Annotated in this window: 19 protein-coding genes and 1 tRNA gene; 7 read left to right on the top strand and 13 right to left on the bottom strand. The window is 57.5% G+C overall.

The window, feature by feature from the left end; genetic code table 11:
* Window positions 1–65: 65 nt before the first annotated feature.
* The 3 genes from HKX44_RS02900 to HKX44_RS02890 are packed head-to-tail and all read left to right on the top strand — an operon-like array spanning window position 66 to window position 2,082.
* Complete coding sequence (locus HKX44_RS02900; protein WP_276149799.1) at window positions 66–545, top strand: transcriptional repressor; 480 nt, start codon at window positions 66–68, stop codon at window positions 543–545.
* Window positions 542–1,291: a metal ABC transporter ATP-binding protein gene (locus HKX44_RS02895; RefSeq protein ID WP_276149798.1), complete on the top strand. Its 750-nt coding sequence runs from the start codon at window positions 542–544 to the stop codon at window positions 1,289–1,291. Before HKX44_RS02900 ends, HKX44_RS02895 begins: the two co-directional genes overlap by 4 nt.
* Window positions 1,288–2,082, top strand: a complete 795-nt coding sequence (locus HKX44_RS02890) for a metal ABC transporter permease (RefSeq protein WP_276149797.1) — start codon at window positions 1,288–1,290, stop codon at window positions 2,080–2,082. The genes HKX44_RS02895 and HKX44_RS02890 overlap by 4 nt, the downstream gene beginning before the upstream one ends.
* Window positions 2,083–2,087: 5 nt before the next feature.
* On the opposite strand, the gene kynU is transcribed toward HKX44_RS02890, so the two are convergent.
* The 8 genes from kynU to HKX44_RS02850 are packed head-to-tail and all read right to left on the bottom strand — an operon-like array spanning window position 2,088 to window position 11,187.
* Window positions 2,088–3,278, bottom strand: a complete 1,191-nt coding sequence (kynU, locus tag HKX44_RS02885) for a kynureninase (protein ID WP_276149796.1) — start codon at window positions 3,276–3,278, stop codon at window positions 2,088–2,090.
* Window positions 3,279–4,106, bottom strand: coding sequence for a tryptophan 2,3-dioxygenase family protein (locus HKX44_RS02880; RefSeq protein WP_276149795.1), 828 nt, complete (start codon window positions 4,104–4,106; stop codon window positions 3,279–3,281).
* On the bottom strand, window positions 4,103–5,722 hold the full coding sequence (locus HKX44_RS02875) for an AMP-binding protein (protein ID WP_276149794.1): 1,620 nt from the start codon (window positions 5,720–5,722) through the stop codon (window positions 4,103–4,105). Before HKX44_RS02875 ends, HKX44_RS02880 begins: the two co-directional genes overlap by 4 nt.
* Before the next feature lies 1 nt (window position 5,723).
* Complete coding sequence (locus HKX44_RS02870) at window positions 5,724–6,872, bottom strand: acyl-CoA dehydrogenase family protein (protein ID WP_276149793.1); 1,149 nt, start codon at window positions 6,870–6,872, stop codon at window positions 5,724–5,726.
* Between the two features lie 56 nt (window positions 6,873–6,928).
* Window positions 6,929–7,729: an enoyl-CoA hydratase family protein gene (locus HKX44_RS02865; protein ID WP_276149792.1), complete on the bottom strand. Its 801-nt coding sequence runs from the start codon at window positions 7,727–7,729 to the stop codon at window positions 6,929–6,931.
* Window positions 7,719–8,183 (bottom strand): MarR family transcriptional regulator, encoded by a 465-nt coding sequence (locus HKX44_RS02860; protein WP_276149791.1) that lies wholly within the window; start codon window positions 8,181–8,183, stop codon window positions 7,719–7,721. The genes HKX44_RS02865 and HKX44_RS02860 overlap by 11 nt, the downstream gene beginning before the upstream one ends.
* Window positions 8,180–8,899, bottom strand: coding sequence for an SDR family NAD(P)-dependent oxidoreductase (locus tag HKX44_RS02855; protein ID WP_276149790.1), 720 nt, complete (start codon window positions 8,897–8,899; stop codon window positions 8,180–8,182). Before HKX44_RS02855 ends, HKX44_RS02860 begins: the two co-directional genes overlap by 4 nt.
* Complete coding sequence (locus tag HKX44_RS02850; RefSeq protein WP_276149789.1) at window positions 8,896–11,187, bottom strand: bifunctional salicylyl-CoA 5-hydroxylase/oxidoreductase; 2,292 nt, start codon at window positions 11,185–11,187, stop codon at window positions 8,896–8,898. The genes HKX44_RS02855 and HKX44_RS02850 overlap by 4 nt, the downstream gene beginning before the upstream one ends.
* A 363-nt stretch (window positions 11,188–11,550) precedes the next feature.
* Here HKX44_RS02850 and HKX44_RS02845 point away from each other — a divergent pair, with 363 nt between their 5' ends.
* Window positions 11,551–12,459 carry a 2-dehydro-3-deoxygalactonokinase gene (locus HKX44_RS02845; RefSeq protein WP_276149788.1) on the top strand — a complete coding sequence of 303 codons (909 nt, stop codon included), beginning with the start codon at window positions 11,551–11,553 and terminating at the stop codon, window positions 12,457–12,459.
* A gap of 263 nt (window positions 12,460–12,722) precedes the next feature.
* On the opposite strand, the gene HKX44_RS02840 is transcribed toward HKX44_RS02845, so the two are convergent.
* Complete coding sequence (locus tag HKX44_RS02840) at window positions 12,723–13,598, bottom strand: hypothetical protein (RefSeq protein ID WP_276149787.1); 876 nt, start codon at window positions 13,596–13,598, stop codon at window positions 12,723–12,725.
* Window positions 13,599–13,822: 224 nt separating this feature from the next.
* Here HKX44_RS02840 and HKX44_RS02835 point away from each other — a divergent pair.
* Window positions 13,823–13,898: transfer RNA gene (locus HKX44_RS02835), tRNA-Thr, on the top strand.
* 227 nt (window positions 13,899–14,125) lie between these two features.
* On the opposite strand, the gene choV is transcribed toward HKX44_RS02835, so the two are convergent.
* The 3 genes from choV to HKX44_RS02820 form a co-directional block, all read right to left on the bottom strand.
* Window positions 14,126–15,142, bottom strand: a complete 1,017-nt coding sequence (gene choV, locus HKX44_RS02830) for a choline ABC transporter ATP-binding protein (RefSeq protein ID WP_276149786.1) — start codon at window positions 15,140–15,142, stop codon at window positions 14,126–14,128.
* On the bottom strand, window positions 15,139–15,972 hold the full coding sequence (gene choW / locus HKX44_RS02825) for a choline ABC transporter permease subunit (RefSeq protein WP_276149785.1): 834 nt from the start codon (window positions 15,970–15,972) through the stop codon (window positions 15,139–15,141). Before choW ends, choV begins: the two co-directional genes overlap by 4 nt.
* 68 nt (window positions 15,973–16,040) lie before the next feature.
* The gene (locus tag HKX44_RS02820) at window positions 16,041–16,961 is read right to left on the bottom strand and encodes a choline ABC transporter substrate-binding protein (protein ID WP_276149784.1); all 921 of its coding nucleotides are present in this window, start codon (window positions 16,959–16,961) and stop codon (window positions 16,041–16,043) included.
* 210 nt (window positions 16,962–17,171) lie between these two features.
* On the opposite strand from HKX44_RS02820, the gene HKX44_RS02815 reads away from it, so the two are divergent.
* Entirely contained in the window at window positions 17,172–17,918 is a 747-nt protein-coding gene (locus HKX44_RS02815) for a helix-turn-helix domain-containing protein (protein ID WP_276149783.1), read from the top strand.
* 220 nt (window positions 17,919–18,138) lie between these two features.
* On the opposite strand, the gene HKX44_RS02810 is transcribed toward HKX44_RS02815, so the two are convergent.
* The gene (locus HKX44_RS02810) at window positions 18,139–18,981 is read right to left on the bottom strand and encodes a universal stress protein (protein ID WP_276149782.1); all 843 of its coding nucleotides are present in this window, start codon (window positions 18,979–18,981) and stop codon (window positions 18,139–18,141) included.
* 194 nt (window positions 18,982–19,175) lie between these two features.
* Between HKX44_RS02810 and ccoN the strand changes: the two genes are divergently transcribed.
* On the top strand, window positions 19,176–20,780 hold the full coding sequence (gene ccoN, locus HKX44_RS02805; protein WP_276150787.1) for a cytochrome-c oxidase, cbb3-type subunit I: 1,605 nt from the start codon (window positions 19,176–19,178) through the stop codon (window positions 20,778–20,780).
* The last annotated feature ends 10 nt before the right edge of the window (window positions 20,781–20,790 follow it).

Genomic DNA, 20,790 nt, shown 5'->3' with positions numbered 1-20,790 from the left:
TGAAATTCGAGGGCTTGCTACAGTTAATGTTATAACATATCAATAGCCAAGATTTGGAGGCCCTCATGAACACCATCGGATTTGCGCCGCACGATCACGGAAACTGCGTCGCGGACACGTTGCGAAAGGCCGAACAACACTGTGCGGACAACGGGTTGCGCCTGACGCCGGTGCGCCGCCGTTCGTTGGAGATCCTGTTGGCTGATCACCGCGCATTAGGGGCCTATGATCTGCTGGCAGTGCTCGCCACAGAAGGTCTGGGGGCACAGCCGCCGGTCGCCTATCGCGCTTTGGACTTTCTGGTGAAAGCGGGGTTTGCCCATAAAATCGAAGCGCTTAACGCCTATATCGCCTGCGCCCATTTAGGCGAATGCCAGATGCCCGCCTTTCTAATCTGCCGGGCCTGCAATTCTGTCGCCGAAACCGACACAACCCTTGGCAGAGGGCGGTTGAATGATGCGGCGTCAGATGCGGGTTTCCGGATCGAACGCACCGTGGTAGAGGCCGAAGGCCTGTGTCCAAGCTGCCAGAAAGATACCGCGTGAGCCTGATTAACACCCAGAACCTGACATTGGGATACCGCGGTGCCCCGGTGCTGCGTGATGTGACTTTTGCCATCGAACGCGGCGAAATCGTCACCATCGTCGGCCCCAACGGATCGGGCAAATCCAGCCTGCTGCGCGCCCTGATCGGGGCCTTGAAACCGGTGTCGGGCAGTGTCACGCGGGCAGATGGGCTGCGCATTGGCTATGTCCCTCAGAAGCTGCACATTGATGCCACCCTGCCCTTGACCGTTCATCGTTTTCTGAACCTGCCCAAGCGCCAGAAGACAGATGAGATACAGGGGGCGCTGCTCCGTGCAGGTGTACCGGAACTGGGCCGCGCCCAGATGGCCGCCTTGTCGGGGGGCCAGTTCCAGCGCGTGCTTTTGGCGCGGGCGCTGCTGGGGACGCCGGACATCCTGATCCTTGACGAAGCGACACAGGGGCTGGACCAACCCGGTGCTGCCGCCTTTTACCGCCAGATCGAAGAAGTCCGCCACGCCTTGGGCATTGCTGTGTTGATGGTGTCGCACGATCTGCATGTCGTCATGGCCGCCTCTGACCGGGTGCTGTGCCTGAACGGTCATATTTGTTGCGAAGGCACCCCCGAAATTGTTGCGGATGCCCCGGAATACCGCGCCCTGTTTGGCACCGGCACACAGGGCACGCTGGCGCTTTACCGGCACCAGCACGATCACGCGCATCACCATTCTCACGATCACGATCACACCGACGAGCATTGCCAATGATGGACGACTTTGTTTTTCGCGCCGCCCTTGCGGGTCTTGGCGTTGCTTTGGCCGCTGCCCCTCTGGGCTGTTTTGTGGTCTGGCGGCGTATGGCCTATTTCGGGGATGCCACCAGCCACGCCGCGCTCTTGGGGGTTGCCCTTGCGCTGGCGATGGATCTACCGGTGATTGGTGGTGTTTTGGTTGTCGCCCTTGCTATGGCCCTGATCGTCAGCACCCTGTCAGAACATAATGTCAGCACGGATACTCTTTTGGGGGTTCTGGCCCATGCGGGGCTGGCGCTGGGGCTTGTCGCGATCTCCCTTGTTCCGGGGCAACGCATTGATCTTTCTGCCTATTTGTTCGGTGACATTCTGGCCGTGAACAAAGGCGATGTCCTGTTAATCTGGTCGGGTGCCATATTGGTGGCGCTACTGCTGCTTTGGCGCTGGCAAGCCTTGCTGACGGCCACACTGAACCCCGATCTGGCCACAGCGTCAGGGGGACATCCCAAACGTGAACAGCTCATTCTGACGGTTGCACTTGCGATCACGGTTGCGGTTGCCCTCAAGGTGGTTGGTGCCTTGCTGATTGCCGCCATGCTGATCATCCCGGCCGCTGCTGCCCGCCCCTTTGCCCGCACACCGGAGATGATGGTGCTTTGGGCCATGGCGCTGGGGGCGGTTGCGGTGGGTGCGGGGCTGCTGGGCTCGTTCCAGTTTGACACGCCCACCGGCCCCAGCATTGTTACCGCAGCGGCGGTGATCTTTATTTTTTCGACCGGTCTGTCGCCGCTGCTGCGTACCCGCTGACCCAATCAGGTCACGCGGCTGCGCACCTTGTATTTCGGATCATCCCAAAGCGCATTGGTCATTACATCCTTGATCACCGCAACGGCTGCACTCACGTCACCGGAATCCAGATAGAGCGGTGTGAAACCAAAACGCATGATGTCCGGCGCGCGGAAATCCCCAACAACGCCGCGTTCGATCACCGCCTGCATCGCCGCATAGCCATGTTCAAAGCGAAACGAGACCTGCGAGCCACGTGTGCTTGAATCACGCGGGCTGGCCAGCTCAAGTTCGGGCACCGCCTGTTCAACCTCTTCGATGAACTGCTCTTGCAATGCGATGGATGCCTGCCGGACATCGGCCATATCCACGCCGTCCCAGACTTTCATCGCCTCTTCCAATGCGGCCATCTGCAATACCGGCGGCGTGCCGACACGCATCCGCTCGATCCCTTTGCCGGGGGTGTAATGCAGATCAAAATCAAATGGGTTGGCATGACCCAACCATCCACTCAACGCCGGCTCTGCCGTGTCGGCCAGATCAGGGCGCACATAGATAAAGGCCGGCGCACCGGGGCCACCGTTGAGATATTTATAGGTACAACCCACAGCAAATTCACAATTGGAGGCCGCAAGATCGACAGGAATGGCCCCTGCCGAATGGGCCAGATCCCAGACCATCACCGCGCCCGCATCATGGGCCAGTTTGGTCATCGCCGGCATGTCATGCACGCGTCCGCTGCGGTAATCCACTTGTGTCAACATCACCACGGCAATGTCGTCGGTGATGGATTTGGCGACTTCTTCGGGGGCGACGGTGCGCAGCTCATAGCCCTGCCCCAGCAACCCCACCAACCCTTCAGCCATGTAAAGGTCGCTTGGAAAGTTGCCCGTGTCGCTCAGGATCACCCGGCGCTCTGGCCGCATCTTAATACCAGCGGCCAGCGCCTGATACACCTTGACCGAAAGGGTATCCCCCATAACGACCGAACCGGCGGCCGCACCAACCAATCGCCCTACGGAGTTACCAACTTCGCTTGGCTGGGCCATCCATCCAGCTTTGTTCCAGCCGCCGATCAGCATCTGGGCCCATTCTTCGTTCATCACATTGGCCAGACGCGCCGGCACGGATTTGGGCATTGGCCCCAGCGAGTTACCATCCAGATAAATGACTCCCTCAGGCAGGATAAACTGCTCTTTTCTCACTACATTCGTCACTTACAAGACTCCTCTGACTTGCCATAATTCGGGAAACAGCTCAACTTCGAGCATTTTGCGCAGATAGGCCACCCCCGATGTTCCCCCCGTACCTCGTTTGAACCCGATGATCCGTTCGACGGTTGTCACATGGTTAAACCGCCAACGTCGAAAATAGTCTTCCAGATCAACGAGCTTTTCAGCCAGTTCGTAAAGCTCCCAATGGGCTTTAGGATCTTGGTAAACCTGCTGCCACATATCCTGAACCGCCGGAACGGCCTGCCAATCGCCCTCTCCGGGCAGTCCCGCCAAAGACGCTATGCCCAGACGCGCGCAGGTCACATCAATCGCCACCTGATAGAGGCTTGGCTGAGCCAGTTCGGCGCTCAAGGCGTCAAAAGCTGCGGCTTTGTGTTTGTGCAGCGCCATCAGCGCCCCGATACGGTTGCCCAAGAGGTATTCAACAAGCCGGTATTGATGCGACTGAAACCCCGATGAATTGCCCAAGGAGGGGCGAAAAGCGGTGTATTCACTGGGCGTCATGGTGCGCAACACATCCCAGGCAGAATTCAGTTGCTCGAATATCCGGGCCACCCGGGTCAACATTTTGAAGGCCGGCTTCAGCCCCCCTGCCAACATAACGCGCCGCGCCTCTTGCAACTCGTGAATCGCCAGCCGCATCCACAGCTCAGATGTCTGATGCTGCACGATAAAAAGCATCTCGTCATGGGCATCACTTAACGGATGCTGCGCCGACAAAATGGCATCAAGCCCCAGATAATCACCATAGGACATGTCCTTGGCGAAATCCATTTTGGCCCCCTCGGCGGCCTTTTCGAAATCGGTCATTTCTGCTCCCTTAGGGCAAATCGCTGAATCTTGCCGGTCGCTGTCTTGGGCAAGGCGTCAATAAATCGGATGTCACGTGGATATTTGAAGGGCGCGATGGTTTGCTTGACATGATCCTGCAGTGTTTTCACCAAGGCATCATCCCCGGTCACCCCGTCAACCAGCACGATATGGGCCTGTACAATCGAGCCGCGCGCCTCGTTTGGGGCGCCGACCACACCGCATTCGCTGACCGCCGGATGGCTCAGCAATGCGGCCTCAACCTCGGGGCCGGCAATGTTATATCCAGAACTGATGATCATATCGTCGTTGCGCGCGGCAAAATACAGGTAACCCTCTGCGTCCATTGAAAAACTATCGCCAGTAATATTCCATCCGTCCTGCACATAGGCGGCTTGGCGATCGTCCGCGAGATACCGACAGCCCGTTGGCCCTCGGACGGCCAACCGGCCCACTTCGCCACGCGCCACTTCGACGCCGTCGGCGTCCACCACCTTAGCCTCGTAGCCCGTCACCGGCTTGCCGGTACAAGACGCTTTGTGGTCATCAAACCGGTTCGAGATAAAGATATGCAGCATTTCTGTCGCACCGATCCCGTCCAGCATGGGCTTGCCGGTTTTTGCCTCCCAGTCGTGGTAGACTGGTGCCGGCAGGGTCTCGCCCGCACTGACCGCCGCCCTAAGCGAAGACAGGTCCGCGCCCTCTTCCATCGCCTGCAACATTGCCCGATAGGCTGTCGGCGCGGTGAAACATACTGTGGCTTTGAATTTTTCGATGATCTCGATCATGTTGGGCGGGCTGGCCGCTTCCAACAGCGTCGCCGCCGCCCCAAACCGCAGCGGAAAGATCGCCAAACCACCCAGCCCGAAGGTAAAGGCTAAAGGCGGTGATCCGACAAAGACATCCTGCGGTGTGACCTGCAAAACCTCACGGCCATAGCCATCCGCGATGATCAGCAAATCCCGATGAAAATGCATTGTTGCCTTTGGGTCACCCGTCGTTCCTGATGTAAAACCCAGCAAGGCAACATCGTCTTGCGCCGTGTCCACCGCATCAAACTGCACCGGTTTCTCCAGCGCCAGACGGTCCAGCTCGGCGTCATGATTGCTGGTCCCGTCAAACCCGACCACGGTTTTCAGATAGGACGAAGTTTTGGCGCAGCCCGTCATCTCATCCATCAGCCTTGTGTCACAAAGCGCATGGCTGATTTCGGCCTTATCGACAATCGCCCCCAATTCGCCCGCCCGCAGCATCGGCATGGTATTCACAACCACCGCCCCCGCTTTGGTTGCGGCCAGCCAACAGGCCACCATCGCCGGGTTGTTGGCCGAACGGATCAGCACCCGGTTGCCCGGCTTGATCCCAAGGTTTTCAACCATCGCTGCCGCCAGCTTGTTGGTCCAGTCGGCCAGTTCCTTATAGGTGCGCCGGCGCCCGTTGCCGATCAGGGCAGTGTGATCACCGAACCCTTTTTCCACCATCTTATCCGTCAGTTCGACGCCAACATTCAGCCGCTCGGGATAGGCGAACCCGTCCAGCAACAATTCAGGCCAGGCCGCCACATCCGGCAGATTGTCCCGCGTAAATCCATCCACATGCCCCGAGCGTCCCAACATCTTAACGTCCTCCCAAAGTCTGGCGCGCAATCACCACCCGCTGCACATCAGACGCGCCTTCGTAAATCCGCAAAGCACGTATTTCACGGTAAAGGCTTTCGACCATCTGGCCCTGCCGCACACCATCACCGCCATGTAATTGAACTGCTTTATCAATAACTTGCTGGGCGTGATCGGTGGCAAACAGTTTCGCCATCGCCGCCTCGCGGGTGACCCGCGCCGCACCGGAATCCTTTGCCCATGCCGCCCGGTAAATCAGCAATGCGGAGGCGTCCACATCCACCGCCATATCCGCAATATGCCCCTGCACCATTTGCAAATCCGACAACGGGGCCCCCTGAACATGGCGCGTGGTGACACGCTCCACCGCCTCGTCCAAGGCACGGCGTGCAAACCCCAAGGCCGCCGCCGCGACAGTCGAGCGGAACACATCCAGAACCGACATGGCGATACCAAAACCCTTGCCCGCCTCTCCGATCAGGGCCGTTGCCGGCACTCTGACTCCATCGAAATGCAATGTCGCAAGCGGATGTGGCGCAATCACCTCCAACCGCGCCTCTACCTTCAAACCGGGCGTGTCCGCAGGCACAACAAAGGCTGACAGCCCTTTGGCACCCGGCCCCTCACCGGTACGGGCAAACACAGTATAGACATCAGCAATCCCACCATTGGAAATCCAGGTCTTATGCCCGTCCAAAACGAAATCGTCGCCTTCCCGTGTCGCGGTCATCGTGGAACTGGCCACATCCGATCCCGATTGCGGCTCCGTCAGTGCAAAAGCGGAAATCGCCTGGCCTTCACGTGTTTTGGGCAACCAGGCTGCCTGTTGTTCGGCAGTGCCAAAAAGCGAAAGCGCACCGGTGCCAAGCCCCTGCATCGCAAAACAAAAATCCGCCAACCCGTCGTGACGAGCAAGGGTTTCGCGTGTCAGGCAGAGGGACCGCACATCCAACCTCTCTTCCCCCATGGCTGCCGAATGACGCAGCCACCCACCGGCACCCATCATTTCAACCAAGGACCGGCAAGCCGCGTCCGTATCCCTGTGATCAACGCCGGCCAGGTTGCTCGCCGCCCACACATCCAATGCTTCCGCCAACTCCCGATGCCGATCTTCAAAAAACGGCCAGGTCAAAAAACTCCGGTCAGACATGAATTGCGCTCCCCAATTTCATCTTGCCAATAAACTCATTCCGCGGCGGGCTACGCCTAGTCGCCTTGGAAAACCGGGCGCTCTTTGGCAACAAACGCTTTATAGGCCCGCTCGAAATCGCCGGTCTGCATACAGATCGCCTGCGCCTGTGCCTCGGCCTCAATCGCCTGTTCAATCGACATCGACCATTCTTGTGCCAACATTGTCTTGGTCATCATATGAGCGAAATTCGGACCGGCCTGAATTTGCTTTGCAAAGGCCAAGGCCTCGGCCTCCAACTCCTCTGCCGAAACCAACCGGTTGAAAAAGCCCCAGCGGTCGCCTTCCTCGGCGCTCATAGAGCGTCCAGTATAGAGCAGTTCCGCCGCCCGGGTTTGACCGATAATACGCGGCAGGATGGCGCAGGCCCCCATATCACAGCCCGCCAATCCGACTCGGGTGAACAGGAACGCGGTCTTTGCCTCAGGTGTGGCTATGCGCAAATCCGAGGCCATTGCGATAATCGCACCGGCCCCGACACAAATCCCGTCCACCGCCGCAATCACTGGCTTACCGCAATTCACAATCGCCTTGACCAGATCACCAGTCATACGGGTGAACTGCAACAGTTCCTTCATATTCATGCGCGTCAAAGGTCCAATGATATCATGCACATCGCCGCCGGAGCTAAAGTTACCGCCGTTCGATCCAAAGACCACCACATCCACGTCGTCCGCGTAAACCAGATCCCGAAACCAATCGCGCATCTCGGCATAGCTTTCAAAAGTCAGCGGGTTTTTGCGGTCCGGCCGGTCCAGCCGCACGGTGGCAATTCCATCTTCGATTTCACATAGAAAGTGCTTCACATCACTGCGCATCTGTCGTTTTCTCCATCGTCATCTCGGCTGCATCAGCAAAATCCTGAAGCCGCGCGGCCATGGCACGCGCCTCTTCGGGACTAACACCACTGAGCCTTTCATTAATCCATTCTTCATGCGCCTGCGCCTGGGTCTCAAACTCGGCCAGGCCGGCCTGCGTCAGCCGCAAAACGATGGCACGCCGGTCTCCCGGCACGGCCACCCTTTCGACCAGCCCCTCATCGCTCAGCCGGTCGGCAATGCCCGTGACATTACCGTTAGAGACCCGCAAAACACCGCTCAGCTGGCTCATTTTCAGGCCTTGCGGATGGCGTGACAGGGCTGACATCACATCAAACCGCGGCAATGTCGTTTTGTGGTCACGCCGCAGCGTTTCGCGCAGGTCATTTTCAATTCCACGCACAGTCTTTAGCAGGCGCAGCCAAAGACGTACGCGATCCTTTGCCTCTGTCATATCTCGCCGCCGGAAACCGAAAGGTCATGCCCGTTGATCATCGACGCCTCTTTCGACGCCAGAAACCGCACAGCGGCAACCACTTCATCACAGGTAATCATCCGGCGCATCGGATTGCCGGAGACCAGCATCTTTTCCGCCTTCTCGCGGTCAATATCCATCATCTTCATGACGTTACGCACCGCGCCATCGGCCATTTCTGTGTCTACAAACCCCGGACAGACCGCATTGCAAGTGATGCCGGTTTTTGCCACCTCAATGGCCAAGGATCGCACCAGCCCCAGCACACCATGTTTGGCCGCCGAATAGGCTGCAAGGTTCCCGCCGCCTTTCAGGCTGGCGATTGACGCCATCGCAATCAACCGTCCGCCAGCCGGCATATCAGCAAGGGCAGCACGGAATGTCAGGAACACACCTGTCAGGTTAACCGCCAATGTGTCATTCCAAACCTCAATCGGCATCTTGGCAACCGGCATGGCATGTCCGGATCCCGCATTGGCAACAACAACGTCATAAGGCCGATCAAACATTGCCTTGACCGACTCCTCGTCGGTGACATCGACCTGAACCATGCGCATGTTGCCGCCGGCATTGGTTTCCTCCAGCGCCTCAAGACGGCGCCCTGCAATGGTGACCTCATCGCCCATGGCAGCAAAATCGCGCGCTACGGCCTGCCCGATGCCCGAACCACCTCCCGTAACAAGAACCTGTCTCATACTTTCTCCATTTCCGTCGCCTTATCGGCCAGTCGCCACATCTGATCCCGCCCTGCGGCATAGGGCAAGGGCCATTTCCCCTGCCGGTCGCCAATCGCCGCCGCTTCACGCAGCGTCCAGAACGGATCACTCAGGTGGGGGCGCCCGATACAAACCAAATCGGCCCGCCCTGCCATCAGAATGGAATTCACATGATCGGCCTCATAAATATTGCCCACGGCCATTGTCTTGATCCCGGCCTCGTTGCGGATACGGTCCGAAAACGGGGTCTGGAACATGCGGCCATAAACTGGTTGACCCTCGGTCGAGGTTTGTCCCGCCGAAACATCAATGATATCGGCACCGGCGGCCTCGAACATCTGTGCGATTTTCACAGCCTCCTGCGGGGTCACACCATCATCCCCTGTCCAGTCATTGGCCGAAATCCGCACCGACATCGGCTTGCCCTGCGGCCAGACAGCACGCATCGCGGCAAAGACCTCCAGAGGATAGCGCATCCGGTTTTCCAGACTGCCGCCGTATTCATCCGTGCGGGTGTTGGACAGCGGCGAAATGAAGGACGATATGAAATACCCGTGTGCGGCATGAAGCTCGATCATGTCAAAACCGGCGCGTTCGGCCATTTCCGCAGAAGAGACAAAGGCATCGCGAATCTGGTCCATATCAGCGCGGCTCGCCTCTTGTGGCACGGCATTTTCATCCGACCACGCGATTGCAGAGGCTGAACAGATCGGCCAGTTCCCCTCGGCCAGAGGTTTGTCCATGCCCTCCCAACCGATCCGCGTGGATCCCTTGCGGCCCGCATGGCCAATCTGGCAACAGATTTTCGCGTCAGTTTCCGCATGTACAAAGGATGTCAAACGCTGCCACGCAGCCTCATGTTCAGGCGCGTAAAGCCCCGGACAGCCCGGCGTAATGCGGCCATCCGGCGACACACATGTCATTTCGGTATAGACCAGCCCGGCCCCACCTTTGGCGCGTTCGCCGTAATGGATCAGGTGCCAGTCCGTTGGCGCACCGTCGACCGCCTTGTATTGTGCCATTGGGGAAACAACGATGCGGTTTTCAAGTGTCATATCCCGCAGCTGGAAAGGCGCGAACATCGGCGCACGGGCGGGGCCATCGGTCTGGACACCGGCCTGTTCCATGAACCATTTTTCGGCACCTGCCAGCCATTCTGGATCCCGTTCGCGCAGATTTTCATGGCTGATCCGCTGCGAGCGCGTCAACATGGAATAGTTCAACTGCACCGGGTCAAGATCCAGATAGCGCTCGACATCCTCGAACCATTCAAGCGAGTTGCGCGCAGCGGATTGCAGGCGCAGAACTTCAAGGCGGCGGGCCGCTTCGTATTTCTCGGCCGCCACGGCAATATCGGTTTCCGCGATGGTGTGATCGGCAAGTGAGATCGCCGATTCCAGCGCCAGTTTCGACCCCGACCCGATTGAGAAATGCGCAGTCGCCGCCGCATCCCCCAACAACACGACGTTCTCGTGGTGCCAAGTTTCGCACAGCACCCGCGGGAACTGTATCCAGGCAGAGCCGCGAATGTGGTTTGCGTTTGTCATCAAAGCGTTACCGTCAAGGTGATCCTTGAAAACCTCCTCGCAGATGGCGATTGTTTCCTGCTGACTCAGGTCCGCGAAACCGTAGTTCTCAAAGGTCTGCTGGCTGCATTCCACAATGAAAGTCGCGGTATCATCGTCAAATTGATAGGCATGTACCCAAAGCCATCCCTTGTCCGTCTCCTTGAAGATAAAGGTAAAGGCATCGTTGAATTTCTGATGGGTTCCCAGCCAGATGAACTGGCATTTTCGCACGTCGATGTCAGGCTTGAACGTATCTTGAAACTCCAGCCTGGTTTTCGAATTCAACCCGTCACAGGCGACCACCAGATCATAATCATCCTGATATGTCGATGCGGCCTCCACCTCGGTTTCGAATTGCAGGTCCACCCCCAGCTCGGCCGCCCGTGCCTGGAGGATTTGCAACAGCTTCTTGCGCCCAATGCCACAAAACCCGTGCCCCGTGCTGACGGTTTTCTGACCCTTGTAGATCAGAGCCATGTCATCCCAATAGGCGAAATTCTTGCGAATCTCGGCGGCTGAAACCGGATCGTTCGCCTCAAGATTATCAAGCGTCTCGTCTGACAATACGACGCCCCATCCAAAGGTGTCGTCGGGCTTGTTACGTTCAAGCACCGTCACCTCTGCGGATGGATCGCGCAGCTTTAATGAAATTCCAAAATAAAGGCCCGCAGGCCCGCCGCCCAGACAAATCGCACGCATTTCAGTCTCCCCAATTCCGCAGTCTTGAGATCAGGCTAGGGCCAAAGCAACCATGCTTCAAGTAAAAACATTTTATACGTAAAGGAAATGCTGCACTGCACTATGAAATCGCAAGAAACTGTTTTTAATGCCCAAGCACAGCCCGCCCTGACAGCAGGCATTTGACCAATCGCACGACTGGACAATCAGGCGGCACCGGATAGATTGACCGCGCATCCTTGAAAGGCGCTGGCCTGCCGCTGTCCGGAACTCTTGCGGGGGATAAACAGGCTTGGCCTTGGTCACAAAAGACGGCCCCATAAGGATGCCAGCCCGATAACAAAGACCAATGAAACAAACGGATACAGACAGGGTAAGACCAGAATGAATGTAACACCGGACTGGATCGCGCTAGACTGGGACAGCAATAGCCTGTGTGCCTGGGCAATGGCCGAAGGACGCGCACTGGCCAAAGCACACTCCAGCGACGAAATTGACGGATCAACCCGCGACGGTTTCGAACTGGCCCTGACGGCAGTTCTGGATGGCTGGCAGGTGTCACAACAGACCCCGGTTATCGCTTGCGGTTTGCTCGGCTCCTCTGGTGGCTGGATTGATGTCCCCCGTCACGCTGTGCCCTGCCCGCCTTTGGCTCAAGGGCCGGTTCCCGCCCCAAGCGCGCATTTCAACCTGCATGTCGTTGCCGGCCTGCGGCAAACCACACCCTCGGACATTATGCATGGCGAAGAAACCCGTATCGCCGGTTTCCTTGCGCTGAATCCAGAGTGGGACGGGGTGATCTGCCTGCCAGGTGCGCACACAAAATGGGCCCAGATTTCCGCTGGCGAAGTGGTCAGCTTCCAGACCTATATGAGCGGCACGCTAGCCAGCCTTCTGGCCGCGCATTCGGTGCTGCGCCCGTCGGTTGCGTCCGAAGATTGGGATCAGGGCACCTTTGACACCACCGTCGAGGAAGCCCTGAGTAAGCCCGAGAAACTTGCCGCCCGGCTGTTCACGCTTCACGCCGATCAGCTGTTGGATGATGCCCCCGTCGAAGTTGGGAGGGCGCGGCTGACCGGCCTGTTGATCGGTGCAGAACTGGCTGCCGCGCGCCCTTATTGGCTGGGCACCAACATCGCCATCATCGGGACCGACGCAGCGGCTGCGCCCTATGTCCGTGCCCTGCAAACACAAGGCGCACCGGCCACAGTTGCAAATGCCGAGCCCATGACATTGGCCGGGTTAAACGCAGCCTACCGGCGCTGGAAAGACGAAAACACCCCATCGGCCTGAGAGGCGGAGCAACGCAAGCACCGCTGGCGGCAATCTTGTTTCACTATGTATCCGCAGGTGTAACCGATCTCCACGGGTGGACCCAAGAGTAGCTAAACACGATAAATGCGGCAGTCAGATTTATCTGCCCCAAACCCATGTCGACGATGCCGTGTTGAGCGCTGCACCAAAGAGGCTATCCCGCCGCCTATGCCGTGACGACCGAACTGGCCCCGCAAATCGCGCACGACTTTGGCTGACGTCCCCCCTCGCACCTGTATTTGTCAGGGCGCGATCATGCGGACACCGTCCATCCGTTGAACCGTCATCATGTCCTCGTCGTAAAGCTCGGTCAGTTCATCGACCAGCGCTTCGGTCCAATCGGGCATATCGAGTTCTTCTTCAATCGCATCATCCAAAGCGAATTTGTCAAGAAACGCCCCGATGACCCTGCGCTTTTGCACTTCGGTGATGTCCTGATGCAGATGCATATAGCTGCGCAGCCGCTCCATCCCCTCTTTCGACATGATGCTCGACAAAAGATCAAAGCCGCCAACAATCTTTTGATGATGCTCAACGCCACCGAGTTCGCGAATAATCTGAGCCCAGATCAGTGGCGTATCCTCGCTACACCATACGGTGATGGCGATATTTGGTGCTGCCTCGCGGATGTCAGCAATGGTGTCGGACCAGCGCAGATCCTGCGGGTGGCGCCCGCCCCAAAACGCCGCGGCAGATTGATCAATCGCATTGCCGTAGATGATCGGGATAAAGGTGGCAGGATTGCGCACCGCCAGATAAATCTCGATCTCGTCATCGGGAAACAATGCCGCCATATGCGCCATGCGCCCGGCCGCCGCCGGATAAAGCACGCCTTCCTGAATTGCAGTGCCTGCCGTGCGGAAGAAGTTCGCATCCGACAGGATCAGGCGGTCAGCGGGCGACCCATCCAGCATCACATCCAGCAGGACCTCGCGCGCCTGCGGCGAGGCCGGCGTTTTGCGCATTGCATTCAACGTCTCACGCACCAACCCGCGATAGCTGTTTGGCCCCGGGACGATCACACCGCGTTTGGCAAAGGCCTCTTTGTTGCGCAGGACTGATTTGATCAGCCGCTCCTGCTCGGTAAAATGGGCGCCTGTCTGCAAAACCAGCTGCATAAATCCCTACCCGCTACGTGAAATAATGGCCTGTTGAATACAGGCTCGGGCTTTGGGTGTAAAACATCTAAATCGGATCGAATGGCGCAGAAAAAAACGATTTTAAAAATGATGCATTTTTGGTGTCGAGAGTGCTTGCATCCCAAAACATGATCTACTAAAGAACGCGCACACCTTAGGCAGATGCAAGTCAGTCGGAAGGTCGAGACGTCCCTAGGACGCCTGCCCCTATAGCTCAGCTGGTAGAGCAATTGATTTGTAATCAATAGGTCCGCGGTTCGAGTCCGTGTGGGGGCACCATTTCAAACTTTCCCAGCAGAATTTAAATTTATAAACAATGACTTGCCGGTGATACTGCATGTTTGATGTCCAAAACAGCTTTGCCGTTTCGGACATTGTTAATGGATGCGGATCTGTTTGAACATGCACCGTCCCCCGCGCGGCCACATAGCGCAGACCGGAATGTACTCACAGGCGGGATCATCAATAGGAAACCACGGCGCTAAAGCCGCAGGCAGGGCGCGGCGCTAGACGCAGAGCCGCGCGACGATGCTTTGGGCTGTGACCGTGCCTAGCACGCTGTCCCCTTCCATCACCCGAAGCGCCCCGGTTTCGCCGGTCAGTTGCTGGATCAACGCGGCAACGGGTGTCTCGGCCGCCACCAGAGGGGCCGTTTCATCGCTGGCCGGATCCATCACGTCGCGGGCCGTCAAGACACCCAAGGGGTTCATATTGGACACAAAGTCAGCGACATAATCCGATGCCGGGTTCGAGAAAATCTCGCGCGGGGTGCCCAGCTGCACGATGCGCCCGCCCTCCATAATCGCGATACGCCCCCCCAGTTTGAAGGCCTCGTCCAGATCATGGCTGACAAAAATAATCGTGCGTTTCAGATCCCGCTGGAGTTCCAGCAACTCGTCTTGCAGGCGGGTGCGGATCAACGGGTCCAGTGCGGAAAACGGTTCGTCCATCAGCAAAATTGGCGCTTCGGTCACAAAGGCACGCGCCAGCCCGACACGTTGTTGCATACCACCAGACAGATCGCCCACCTTGCGGTCAGCCCAATCGGACAGACCGACCAGTGCCAGTTGCTTTTCGGCACGGGCATTGCGCTCGGCCTTGGGGGTGTCGGAAAATTCCAGCGCCATCGCCACATTGTCACGTACGCTGCGCCACGGCAGCAGGCCGAATTGCTGAAACACCATCGACACACATTCACGCCGAACCTTGCGCAGATCGGCAGGGCTACATTCCTGCACGTTGGCGGACCATGCGCCGTCGTTGACCACCACATTGCCACGCGCCACCGGGTTCAGGCCGTTAACCGCCCGCAACAAGGTCGATTTGCCAGAGCCGGACAGGCCCATCAGCACAAGGATTTCCCCCTCGGCCACCTCAAGCGAGCAGTTGTGTACGCCAAGCACCTGCCCCGTGGCCGCCTCGATCTCGGGACGGTTCTGGCCCTGATCCATCAGTTCCAGCGCCGCCTTGGGTTTCTCGCCAAAGACGATGGAAACATTATCGAATTTTACAGCCGTGTTCATTTTTGTCCCACCCGCAACATCCGGTCCAACATGATGGCGACCACCACGATAATCAGACCGCTTTCAAATCCCAATCCGGTGTTCACCGAGTTCAACGCACGTACCACCGGCACGCCCAATCCGTCCGCCCCAACAAGGGCGGCAATCACCACCATCGACAGGGACAACATGATCGTCTGGTTCAACCCTGTCATGATCTGGGGCAGCGCATAGGGCAGTTCGATTTTCCACAGGGTCTGGCGCGGCGTTGCGCCAAAGGCCTGCGCCGCTTCCAGCAGAGATTTGGGGGTAGAAGCGATGCCAAGCTGGGTCAGGCGGATCGGGGCTGGCAGCACAAAGATCACCGTGGCAATCAGGCCGGGCACCATACCGATGCCAAAGAACACAATGGCAGGGATCAGATAAACAAATGTTGGCAGTGTCTGCATCAAGTCCAACACAGGCCGCATGAAACGGTAAAGGCGCGGACGATGCGCTGCGGCGATGCCGATCGGAACGCCGACGCCCATACAGACCACACAGGCGGAAAGCACCAGCGTCAAGCTTTCGGTGGTCTCCTCCCAGTAATCCTGATTAAGGATGAACAGAAAACCGATGACAATAAAGGCCACGGTTTTCCAATTGCGCTGAATACCCCAGGTAAGCGCGGCAAAAGCGGCAATCACCAGCAGAGGATGTGGCGTTTGCAGCACCCACAGGATGGCGTCAATCAACCATTCCATCACCTGCGCCAGCCCGTCAAAGAACCACTCGCCCTTGATCTGAAGCCAATCAAACGCCGCCTCCGCGATGTCATCAATCGGTATCTTGTTGTCCGTCAGCCAGTTCATCACGTCCCCCCGAAAACACAATGCCCGCCCCAAGGATCAGGGCGGGCATTTTTTACACTCTGTCGCGATTACTTCAGCGCGGCCGTCGCGGCCATCGCCTCACCACCGTCCTTGGTGGTCACACCGTCAAGCCATCCGCCAAGCACATCGGCGTTTGCCTTGATCCACATGGCAGCGGCCTCTTCGGGATCATTGCCGTCATCCAGAATCGCGCCCATGATTTCGTTTTCCATGGCCAGCGTGAATTCCATGTTACCCAACAGCTTGCCAACATTTGGACATTCGCTGACATATCCCGCACGGGTGTTGGTATGCACTGTCGCACCGCCCAGATCAGGGCCAAAGAAATCATCGCCACCTTCCAGATAGGTCAGGTCGAAATTGGCGTTCATCGGGTGGGGTTCCCAGCCAAGGAAGACAATCGGATCACCTTTACGGCTTAGGCGCTTAACCTGCGCCAACATGCCCTGCTCGGAGGATTCGACCACTTCGAACTCTTTCAGGTCGAACGCGTTGTCATCAATCATCGACTGGATCAGACGGTTGCCGTCATTGCCCGGTTCGATGCCATAGATCTTGCCGTCCAGCGCGTCGGCTTTGGCGGCGATGTCGGCAAATGAAGTGATGCCCATATCCGCAGCGGCTTTATTCACCGCCAGCGTGTATTTTGCGCCAGTCAGGTTGGCGCGCACGGTATCAACAGTGCCGGCCTCGCGATAAGGGGCGATATCGGCCTCCATTGTCGGCATCCAGTTGCCCAGAAAGACATCAATGTCGCCCGCCGCCATTGAGGTATAGGTGACCGGAACGGACAGGATCTTTGTTTCGGTTTCATAGCCCAATGCATCCAGTACAACAGAGGCGGCAGCCGTGGTTGCCGTGATGTCAGTCCAGCCAACATCAGAAAAGGTCACCTTGTCGCATCCAGCTGCGGACAAAGATGTGGCAAAGCCAAGGGCGACGGCTGTCGTGGCCAATAGACGTTTCATAAAATTCTCCCGGATTTTTTATTGATCGTTGCGTCAATAAAAAGCGATTGCGAGAGGCATTGCAACCAATATCATGCTGAAACACTGCTTTCATACGGAAAAGACCGCAAAACATGGCGTCACCCCCTGCCAAAGTGCCGGCCACACTAGATTGAGTTTTCAAATCAAGGTGATAGAATTGCAGTACCTGAAAAATGAAAGACCCGAGACATGAATCTGGCACATACCAGCGGCAACTTTGCATCCTGTGCAGATTGCAACATCAGAAACCGCGCAGTTTGCGCGACCTGTGATTCTGAAGAATTGAGCCGTTTGGAAGACATTAAATACTACCGTAGCTTTGATGCCGGCCAGCAGATCATGTTTCAGGGCGACGAAATGCACTTTGTAGCGTCTGTGGTGACGGGGGCAGCCAAACTGTCGCGGACCCTGCCCGACGGTCGCATCCAGATGCTGGGCCTTTTGCTGCCCTCCGACTTTATCGGCAGGCCTGGGCGTGACCATGTAAGCTATGATGTAGAGGCGATTCAGGACGTCACCCTGTGCTGCTTCCGGCGCAAACCCTTTGAGGCGCTGATCGATGTCACCCCCCATATCGGGCAGCGATTGTTGGTAATGTCGCTCGACGAGCTGGAAGTGGCACGCGAATGGATGATGCTGTTGGGCCGCAAGACCGCCCGCGAAAAGATCAGCTGTTTATTGTCGCTGATCGGGCGGCGGACAGCGTCGCTGCATCTTCAGAAAATTGGTGACGGGTTGTCGTTTGAAATGCCGATGTCACGCGAGGCGATGGGCGAATATCTGGGCCTGACCATCGAAACCGTTAGCCGTCAAATGACCGCACTGCGCAAAGACGGCGTGATCGGAATGACCGGCAGTCGCACCATTACCATCCCCGATCTGACCGTGCTCATGGCCGAAACCGGCGACGATACTGATGGCGGGATGCTGTACTAGGGCCCGCCAATTTCGACCCGCCAGTTTGTGAGATTTTTCGTTGGTCGGAAACCTCTGCGCAAGAATAGGGCCTCTATTCCAAAACGTTTGATTCAAGTTTTACTCGAAACGCTGTATGCCCCCGCCAATGGACGGGGCAATCGCCCTTGCGACTCCCCCGCCCCGGCATTTCGAAAGACCTCCCCTTCTTTCGAAAACCCGCTTGATCCCGAGGCTGCTCCTAATGCGCCATGAAAACGGGCAAGGTGGCGTTCGCTAGGATATTCCGGGTGGTGCCGCCGAAAATGGCCTCACGCAGGCGGGAATGACCGTAGGCCCCCATCACGATCATGCCGCAGCCCAATTCGGTTGCGCGCCGCTCCAGGGTGGACGAAATACTCCCATCGTTTTGATTACAAACCGAAAGTTCACATTTGATACCCTGTCGCGATAGGTATTGCGCTAAGGCCCCGCCGGGGTCGGAACGGTCCGGCGCATCTTTTGGCGGATCAACCATCACCACATGCACATAAGTGGCTTTGGTCAACAAAGGCATCGCCTGACGAACGGCACGCAGGGCCGTATCGCTTTCGTCCCATGACACAAGAACCTTGCTGGGCGGGGCGGCAATCTGCGTGGCGTCCGGAAGCAGCAACAGCGGCACCCCGGATTCAAACAACACAGTCTCGGCCAGCCGGCGGGTGCGGTCCTGATCCGCAGGACCACTCAGACGGTGCTGCACCACCAGATCGCTGAAACGGGTGTGCCGGGCGATTTCCGTGGCATTGCTGGCACCGCTGCCGACGGCGGTTTCAACATGCCAACGAATATCTTCTGCAGACAGCTGCGTGGTCGCCAGCTCCCCTAACTCTTTAGCCCGGGCCAGACTGTCCTCAACGCCAAGGCTTACAGGAATGGGATCAAGCGCTGCACCCATCATGGCGGCCTGATCCACCAACCCGCTGGCAAGGGCCAGAACATGCAAATGCGCATCCAGCGCCCGTGCCGTGCCAATGGCCGCCTCAAGCTGTGCTGGGGCCTGATCAATATCGGTAAGAATCGTTGTGACGGTCTGAATAGACATAGAGTGTCCTCCTGCTTCCGGTTCCATCCTAGATTGCTGCGATACGACGCCAATGTCTTTGACCTTGACCAAGCAAAAACCCTATAGACATTGACTCAGATCAAAGACCGCTGCACCCGTCCTTGGGAAAAGGCACAATAGGTATGAACACCCCGGCTCTGGTTATGGCCGAGGGTGAAAAGAGGGGCACCATTATGACATCTGACTATTTCAAGCTAATCCTGCTGGCGGGGATTACGCTTTTTGCCGCAATAGCCGCCAGTTGGGGCCGCGATGTGGCCTATCAGGTACATGCGTTCCTGATCATGGTCATCGCTGGCGGGATGTTCATCTGGGTGTTGCGGAACACTGACGAAGATCCACGTCCGCAAACCGATGCCAACGGGTATATGGATGACGTGATCCGCGCCGGTGTCATCGCCACCACCTTCTGGGGTGTTGTCGGTTTCCTTGTTGGCACGTTCATCGCCTTTCAGCTGGCCTTTCCGGTTCTGAATTTCGAATGGGCCCAACCCTATGCCAACTTCGGCCGGCTGCGTCCCCTGCACACCTCTGCGGTGATTTTTGCATTTGGCGGCAACGCCCTGATCATGTCCTCTTTCTACGTCGTACAGCGCACCTGCGGTACGCGTCTTTGGGGCGGCAACCTGCGCTGGTTCGTCTTCTGGGGCTACCAGCTGTTTATCGTTCTGGCTGCAACCGGCTATGTTCTGGGCTCGACCCAGTCGAAAGAATACGCCGAACCAGAATGGTATGTGGACATTTGGCTGACCATCATCTGGGTTGCCTATCTGGTGATCTACATGGGCACGCTGATCAAACGCCGCGAAAAGCACATCTATGTGGCCAACTGGTTCTTCCTGGCCTTCATCGTCACCGTGGCGATGCTGCACCTGATCAACAACCTGTCCCTGCCGGTTTCCATCTGGGGGTCAAACTCGATCCAGCTGTTCTCGGGCGTGCAAGACGCCATGACACAGTGGTGGTACGGGCATAACGCCGTTGGCTTCTTCCTGACGGCGGGCTTTTTGGGCATGATGTACTACTTCGTGCCAAAGCAGGCCGAACGTCCGGTGTTTTCCTACAAACTGTCCATCATCCACTTCTGGGCGCTGATCTTCCTGTATATCTGGGCGGGTCCACACCACCTGCACTACACCGCCCTGCCCGACTGGGCCGCGACCCTTGGCATGGTGTTCTCGATCATTCTTTGGATGCCAAGCTGGGGTGGTATGATCAATGGCCTGATGACGCTGAATGGCGCATGGGACAAGTTGCGTACCGATCCGATCATCCGGATGATGGTGATCAGCCTCGCCTTCTATGGCATGTCGACCTTTGAAGGCCCGATGATGTCCATTCGCGCGGTCAACTCCCTGTCGCATTACACCGACTGGACCATTGGCCACGTTCACTCCGGTGTTCTGGGCTGGAACGGCATGATCACCTTTGCCGCACTCTACTTCCTGACACCTAAACTCTGGGGGCGTGCGCAAATGTACTCCATGTCTGCAATCAACTGGCACTTCTGGTTGGCCACCATCGGCATCGTTCTTTATGCCGCAAGCATGTGGGTCACCGGCATCATGGAAGGTTTGATGTGGCGTGAAGTCGACGCACAGGGTTTCCTTGTGAACTCCTTTGCTGACACCGTTGCAGCCAAGTTCCCGATGTACATCGTCCGCGGCCTTGGCGGGGTCATGTACCTGAGTGGTGCGCTGATCATGGTATGGAACCTGTGGATGACCATCCGAGGCGGGAGCCGTGTTGTTGCCCCCGTCGGTGTGCCTGCTGAGTAAGGAAAAACAA

Origin of the sequence: Sulfitobacter sp. M05 (assembly GCF_029285175.1) — a bacterium.
Lineage (GTDB): Bacteria > Pseudomonadota > Alphaproteobacteria > Rhodobacterales > Rhodobacteraceae > Sulfitobacter.
The sequence above is the reverse complement of the archived record's forward strand: the minus strand, read 5'-3'. Positions and strand labels throughout refer to the sequence as shown.

Bases quoted from the DNA above. Each gene is read 5' to 3' on its own strand.
- HKX44_RS02820 (WP_276149784.1), bottom strand. From the start codon at position 16,961: ATGAAACGTCTATTGGCCACGACAGCCGTCGCCCTTGGCTTTGCCACA.
- choV (WP_276149786.1), bottom strand. From the start codon at position 15,142: ATGAACACGGCTGTAAAATTCGATAATGTTTCCATCGTCTTTGGCGAG.
- HKX44_RS02860 (WP_276149791.1), bottom strand. From the start codon at position 8,183: ATGACAGAGGCAAAGGATCGCGTACGTCTTTGGCTGCGCCTGCTAAAG.
- HKX44_RS02890 (WP_276149797.1), top strand. From the start codon at position 1,288: ATGATGGACGACTTTGTTTTTCGCGCCGCCCTTGCGGGTCTTGGCGTT.
- HKX44_RS02810 (WP_276149782.1), bottom strand. From the start codon at position 18,981: ATGTCTATTCAGACCGTCACAACGATTCTTACCGATATTGATCAGGCC.
- HKX44_RS02870 (WP_276149793.1), bottom strand. From the start codon at position 6,872: ATGTCTGACCGGAGTTTTTTGACCTGGCCGTTTTTTGAAGATCGGCAT.
- HKX44_RS02840 (WP_276149787.1), bottom strand. From the start codon at position 13,598: ATGCAGCTGGTTTTGCAGACAGGCGCCCATTTTACCGAGCAGGAGCGG.
- ccoN (WP_276150787.1), top strand. From the start codon at position 19,176: ATGACATCTGACTATTTCAAGCTAATCCTGCTGGCGGGGATTACGCTT.
- HKX44_RS02875 (WP_276149794.1), bottom strand. From the start codon at position 5,722: ATGTTGGGACGCTCGGGGCATGTGGATGGATTTACGCGGGACAATCTG.
- choW (WP_276149785.1), bottom strand. From the start codon at position 15,972: ATGAACTGGCTGACGGACAACAAGATACCGATTGATGACATCGCGGAG.
- HKX44_RS02880 (WP_276149795.1), bottom strand. From the start codon at position 4,106: ATGACCGATTTCGAAAAGGCCGCCGAGGGGGCCAAAATGGATTTCGCC.
- HKX44_RS02845 (WP_276149788.1), top strand. From the start codon at position 11,551: ATGAATGTAACACCGGACTGGATCGCGCTAGACTGGGACAGCAATAGC.
- HKX44_RS02815 (WP_276149783.1), top strand. From the start codon at position 17,172: ATGAATCTGGCACATACCAGCGGCAACTTTGCATCCTGTGCAGATTGC.
- HKX44_RS02855 (WP_276149790.1), bottom strand. From the start codon at position 8,899: ATGAGACAGGTTCTTGTTACGGGAGGTGGTTCGGGCATCGGGCAGGCC.
- HKX44_RS02900 (WP_276149799.1), top strand. From the start codon at position 66: ATGAACACCATCGGATTTGCGCCGCACGATCACGGAAACTGCGTCGCG.
- HKX44_RS02865 (WP_276149792.1), bottom strand. From the start codon at position 7,729: ATGCGCAGTGATGTGAAGCACTTTCTATGTGAAATCGAAGATGGAATT.
- HKX44_RS02850 (WP_276149789.1), bottom strand. From the start codon at position 11,187: ATGCGTGCGATTTGTCTGGGCGGCGGGCCTGCGGGCCTTTATTTTGGA.